Raw genomic sequence first — 6,162 nt, 5'->3', positions numbered from 1 at the left:
TGCCGCCGCCCCAGTGCATCTGCGTCACGGTTCGGTTGCGAAAAAGCGCGGCGCGATGGGCGATTTCTACGGCTAAGGCTGCCAGATAGTCGTCAGCTTTATGCTGATGGCGGGTAACCACTTTATTACAGCCGCAGAAATAGCAAAGGCGATGGCAAAAAGGAATATGAATATAAAGTGACAGGGAGCGAGCGGCAGTACGTTGGCTGGCACGGACAAAATCGGCCTCACGATAACGCTCGCTGAACTCCAGCGCGGTAGGATAAGAAGTGTAACGGGGACCCGAAATATTATATTTTTGCAGCAGGATGGGATCCCACTCAATTGTCTGCGTCACGATATTCTCTCCTGCGTTGGCGTGTCGACCGTCGCGGAGGCGCTGTCGGCAGGACGGTCGGTCTGCGTAGCCGGGTTTTCAACCGGGACAGACGCCGTAGTTTACCCAACATCCACAGCAGGCAGCAGAAGAGAATCAGCAGGTAAATTGATCCAGGCCAAATCATTGGCAGAGAAACCTTATGCAGAGACGGCACCCATGGGTGCCGCTCTTTAAGTAGATCCGAGAAGCGTCGCCGGGATCAGTTGCCGCCTTTAAGCAGACGGTACATATCCTCTTCGGCTTCTTCATCTTCCACATCATTGTCCAGGGCAATGCCAAGCTGTTCCATCAGCGTATCGATGCGATCCAGTGTTTGATCAAGCCACGCCTGTTCTTCCGCCTTCAGCGTCTCGCCATTTTCCAGGCGATCCAGCAGCGTATCCAGCCGCTCGTCGTTTTCAAGCTTCGCCAGCTCTTCTTCCGGCGTTAAACGCGGCTTATTCTCTTCGGCTTTTTTAACCGGCTTGGTTTTCTTCGCGGGCTGTGCAGCCGCAGCAGCGCCCAGCGCTACCGGCGTTTTACTGCCAATACGAGGATCTTTTTCTTTAGCATTTTCGCCGTTTTTCTTTGTTGCCGCGACAGGGTTAGCACGACTACCGGAGGCGTTGCCGCGATGTTTTTTATCGCGTTTGCGATCGCGCGCTTCCGTATTGACTTCATCGCGCGTTTTACGCTTCGCTTTTGCCGCTGGTTTCTTCTGCGAATCGCGTACAGGTTGCTTCATGGTTTCTGCTCTCAGACTGTTTATCTTCAGTATAGAATTGCGGCGGAATCTAGCAGAAAGCAGACAAAGAAAAAAGGCGCCAGGTCACCCTGTCGCCTTTTTTCGCACCTTCCGCAGAAGGACTGACTAAGTCAGCATCCTTTTTAGCACCCAACTTCCCGGTTTTCCCTTGCCATGCCGTCCTCCGTGGACGCAGTCCTTTCCCTTCAGATGAGTCGTTCCCCGACACTTTCCTTCCCTGCTCGGTACCTTCCTGGTATCCCCCTGAGCGCTTCATCCTGAAGTGAGCCGTCCTGGCTCTGACAACAAATGTAGACTATATAGAGAAACTCACAAGGTCAGCTGCAAAAAAATTTATTAATATCTGGCCTTAAAATATTAACCATTTGATTTTTAATAACTTAATATTTCATAACCGGAAAAAAAAGGAAAAGTTCTGGCAAAAAATATAGCCAATCTCTTACAAACCTGCCGGCGCGCTGCGCGGGGCTGGGCGCTTTTAATCCATACAGGGTATACTCTGCGCAATTGTTCTTATTATCTGGAGTTTCTATTTTGTCTGGCTGGAATTATCACCTTACCCACTTTGTCACCAGCGCGCCTGACATCCGCCACCTTCCAGCCGATATCGGTATCGAAGTTGCGTTTGCGGGTCGCTCTAATGCCGGCAAATCCAGCGCGCTGAATACGCTAACCAATCAGAAAAGCCTGGCCCGTACCAGTAAGACCCCTGGCCGTACTCAGCTGATCAACCTGTTTCAGGTCACCGAAGGTTATCGTCTGGTGGATTTGCCGGGCTATGGCTATGCCGAAGTGCCGGAAGAGATGAAGCTGAAATGGCAGCGATCGCTGGCAGAATATCTACAGATGCGCCACTGTCTGAAAGGGCTGGTAGTACTGATGGATATCCGTCATCCGCTAAAAGATTTGGATCGGCAGATGATTGAGTGGGCGGTACAAAGCGGTATTCAGGTGCTGGTGCTGCTGACCAAGGCGGACAAACTGGCTTCCGGCGCACGTAAAGCGCAGCTAAACCTGGTACGCGAAGCGGCTAAAGGTTTTGTCGGCGACGTACAGGTAGAAGTTTTCTCTTCGCTTAAGAAGCTGGGCGTCGATAAATTACGCCTGAAGCTGGACAGCTGGTTCAGCGAAATCCCACCTTCTACCGAAGAAACGTTACCGGAAGCCTGATATTCGGCTGGCGACGCACAATAAAAAACGCCCCAGTCATAACGACTGGGGCGGCTAATATTCAGCCAAATCCGGTTACGCGAAGTAAACGGTTTGAAAGATAGAACATCTTACCTCTGTACCCTACGCCTTCAACTCTACATGATTTTTTCAGGCCTCAAAAGGGTTTTTTACCGCTTCGTTTCATGAAATACCCTTTTTTATCTAATACAGTTCACATAAAAATAGTTTTCAGGTAGCGAACCAGACAAAAAAATGTTTGAGCGATAACAGCTTAGGCCTGCCGTCTTGCAGGGGTTTCAGCGGGTATTGAGGGTTAATATTGGTAAAATAAGGCGCTTTTTGCCGCTGCCTTAAATAAGGCCGGACCGAAGTCTGGCCTGAGATTAGTGCGCCTCGTCCCAGTTATGTCCCACACCGACATCGACACGTAGCGGCACGTCCAGCTGCATGCTGTTTTCCATCAACTCACGGATTTTTACCGTCGCCGCCTCGATTTCCGTGGTTTTGACTTCAAACACCAGTTCATCGTGTACCTGCATAATCATCTTCACGTCAGGTTTAGCCTGCGGCGTCAGCCAGCCGTCTACAGCAATCATGGCCTTCTTGATGATATCAGCAGCCGTGCCCTGCATCGGCGCGTTGATTGCCGCTCGTTCGGCCGCTTTGCGGCGCATTGAATTGCTGGCTTTGATATCCGGCAGATAAAGCCGACGGCCATCCAGCGTGGAAACATAGCCTTTTTCCGCCGCCTGCTGGCGCGTGCTTTCCATATATTCGAGCACGCCAGGATAGCGTTCAAAATAGAGGTCCATGTATTTTCTTGCTTCGCCCGCGCCGATATTAAGCTGACGTGACAAACCGAAAGCGCTCATGCCGTAAATCAGGCCAAAGTTGATGGCTTTTGCGCTACGGCGCTGCTCGTTCGTCACCTTATCCAGCGCCATGCCAAATACTTCAGCCGCCGTGGCACGGTGAATATCCTCACCAGCAGAGAATGCACTCAGCAGCCCTTTGTCCTGAGAAAGATGCGCCATGATGCGCAGCTCGATTTGTGAGTAGTCCGCCGCCAGGATCTGATGGCCCTCAGAAGCAATAAAGGCCTGACGAATACGTCGCCCTTCCTCATTGCGTACCGGAATGTTTTGCAGGTTAGGATCGGTAGAAGACAGACGTCCTGTCGCCGTTACCGCCTGATGGTAAGAAGTGTGCACACGTCCGGTCAGCGGATTAATCATCACCGGCAGTTTATCGGTGTAGGTTGATTTCAGCTTGGAAAGGCCGCGGTGCTCCAGGATGACTTTTGGCAGTGGATAATCCAGTGCCAGTTCGGCCAGCACTTCTTCGCTGGTAGACGGCGCGCCGCCAGGCGTTTTTTTGGTTGGCTTAATCCCCTGCTTTTCGAACAGAATAGTTTGCAGCTGTTTGGGAGAGGAAAGATTAAAGGGTTCGCCCGCCAGCTCGTGTGCTTTTTGTTCCAGCTCTGCCAGCCGCAGGGTCAGCTCCTGAGAATGCTTTGCCAGGATAGCCTGATCGATAAGCACGCCATTGCGTTCAATGCGGGATATCACCGTCACCAGTGGCATTTCGATATCTTCAAATACCGCTTTAGGCCCCTGTTCTTTTTCCAGTTCTGACCACATTTTCAGATGCAGTTGCAGCGTGACATCGGCATCTTCCGCCGCATAATGCGCTGCCTGTTCCAATGCTATTTGATTAAACGTCAGCTGTTTTTTGCCCTTTCCGGCAATTTCTTCAAAAGTCACCGTTTTGTGGTTCAACCACCGTGAAGCCAGCGTGTCCATATCGTGTCGGCCTACCACGCTGTTCAGCGCGTAAGATTCCAGCATGGTATCGAATTTAATGCCCCGCAGTTCAATACCGTAATTGTTCAGGACACCGCGATCGTACTTCAGGTTTTGGCCAACCTTAAACTGCTTTTTATCTTCCAGTAGCGGTTTCAGGCGCGCCAGCACCTCTTTACGATCGAGCTGTGTAGGCGCATCGAGATAGTCGTGAGCGACCGGCAGATAGGCGGCCTCGCCTGGTGCGACAGCAAAGGCGATACCGACGATATTGGCGCTTAATGTGTCCAGCGAGTCGGTTTCCAGATCGAAAGCGAACAGGTCGCTTGCCTGTAACTTTTGCAGCCAGTCGGCAAAGGTCGCCTCGTCAAGGATAGTGACGTAGCCGTCCGTCGCGAGAATGCTGGTAGCTTCAGGCTGCGGGCTTTCGGGCTGGTCCGCCAGGGCTTTCTGCCCGGCCGCTCCGCTCTTTTTACCTTGTAGCCATTTACCTTCTTCCAGATCGGTTATCCAGCGTTTGAATTCATAGCGACGGAATAGCGCCGCCAGTTCTTCTACGGCAGGTTCGCTAACGGTTAGTTCTTCACAGCCTGCGTCAAGCGGCACGTCAGTTTTGATGGTCGCCAGCTGGTAAGAAAGGAAGGCAACCTCTCTGTTTTGCTCCAGTTTCGCGGCCATGGTTTTGGCACCGCGGAAGGAGAGCCCGCTGACCTTATCCAGGTTTTCATAGATCTCGTTAATACCGCCGAGCCCCTGTAACAGCGCCTGCGCCGTTTTCTCGCCAACGCCAGGTACACCTGGAATGTTGTCCGACGAGTCGCCCATTAGCGCCAGAAAATCGATGATCAACGAAGGTGGAATGCCGTATTTATCCACTACCTCATCCGGCCCGAGAATCGCGTTGTTCATGGTGTTGATTAGCGTGATATTGGGCGTGACCAGCTGCGCCATATCTTTGTCGCCGGTGCTGATTAAAACGGGAATGCCCTTTTTATCGGCTTCCAGCGCCAGGGTACCGATAACGTCATCGGCTTCCACGCCCGATACCGCTAATAACGGCAGCCCCATCGCTCTGACCATATTATGCAGAGGTTCAATCTGCGCACGCAGATCGTCCGGCATAGGGGGACGATGAGATTTGTAGTGCTCGAAAAGTTCATCACGAAACGTTTTGCCCTTAGCATCGAAAACGACCGCAACATGGCTGGGTTTATATTGCAGCAGCAGGCTGCGCAACATATTCAGCACGCCGTACATGGCGCCGGTCGGGTCGCCCGCGCTGTTGGTCAACGGAGGAAACGCATGATATGCGCGATACAGATAGGACGAACCGTCTACCAGAATAAGCGGGTTTTCTGCAATTTGTGCCATAGGATTGTCACATTCCGGGTAAATTTCACAATAGGGTAAGGATGCCACAGCTATGCAGGAAACATGAAATATCTCCGGGCGAGACACGTTTGTTTTGCGGCCAGCTTCGCAGCGGCTTCCTGTGGATAACTTTGTGTGTAAATTTCATAACATATTAATACGGCTGGCCCTGCCGACCGACTTAATTATTTAATTTAATCATTTTCAATGAGTTAAATATCCCTGCATTAAGGATCCTTACTCAAAGGTAATTTGCATTAATGTGGATATAAATTATTGGCCAACCGATCCAGCGGATCTTTGGTCAGGAAAAGCGATCGAGAGAATGTTGGTTTAATGAGGAAACAAAAGCGCGGTACAGACGACGCAGCGACGTTGAAGTCATCGCTGCGTCAAAACAGGGCTTACTTCTGGGTCAGCAGGAATTTTACCACGTTAGCGTATTGCTGCGAGTAGTTATCCATTGAGCTGGTATCCAGGCCACCATTATTAACCATGTATTTGCCGTTAACAAACATGGCAGGCACGCCGCGCAGATCGACATCAACGGCCGCTTTTTCCTGCTGTGCTACCAGTGATTTCACTACAAAGCTGTTCCAGGCCGCATCATACTCTTCCGGTTTAATGCCGGCAGCCTTTACAAAGGTCGCTTTCAGGCTGGCCGGATCGGTAATGGTCTGGGTTTTCTGGAT

General features: G+C 51.3%; 4 protein-coding genes and 1 pseudogene. 1 reads left to right on the top strand and 4 read right to left on the bottom strand.

Translation table 11 applies throughout. From position 1 onward, the window contains the following. A pseudogene (locus RTK32_RS17620) lies at positions 1 to 340 on the bottom strand (oxygen-independent coproporphyrinogen III oxidase); the annotation flags it as partial. 238 nt (positions 341 to 578) lie between these two features. Then, positions 579 to 1,103, bottom strand: a complete 525-nt coding sequence (yihI, locus tag RTK32_RS17615) for a Der GTPase-activating protein YihI (protein WP_312046252.1) — start codon at positions 1,101 to 1,103, stop codon at positions 579 to 581. Positions 1,104 to 1,658: 555 nt separating this feature from the next. On the opposite strand from yihI, the gene yihA reads away from it, so the two are divergent. Then, positions 1,659 to 2,294, top strand: coding sequence for a ribosome biogenesis GTP-binding protein YihA/YsxC (yihA, locus tag RTK32_RS17610; RefSeq protein WP_312046250.1), 636 nt, complete (start codon positions 1,659 to 1,661; stop codon positions 2,292 to 2,294). A 386-nt stretch (positions 2,295 to 2,680) separates the two neighbouring features. On the opposite strand, the gene polA is transcribed toward yihA, so the two are convergent. Then, the gene (polA, locus tag RTK32_RS17605; protein WP_312046248.1) at positions 2,681 to 5,470 is read right to left on the bottom strand and encodes a DNA polymerase I; all 2,790 of its coding nucleotides are present in this window, start codon (positions 5,468 to 5,470) and stop codon (positions 2,681 to 2,683) included. Positions 5,471 to 5,874: 404 nt separating this feature from the next. After that, positions 5,875 to 6,162: DsbA family protein (locus tag RTK32_RS17600; RefSeq protein WP_312046246.1), on the bottom strand; the 288-nt coding region annotated here is incomplete at its 5' end.

This window comes from Erwinia sp. (assembly GCF_031978025.1).
GTDB lineage: Bacteria > Pseudomonadota > Gammaproteobacteria > Enterobacterales > Enterobacteriaceae > Erwinia.
Note: the sequence above shows the minus strand (reverse complement) of the source record. Positions and strands in the feature narration are given on the sequence as shown.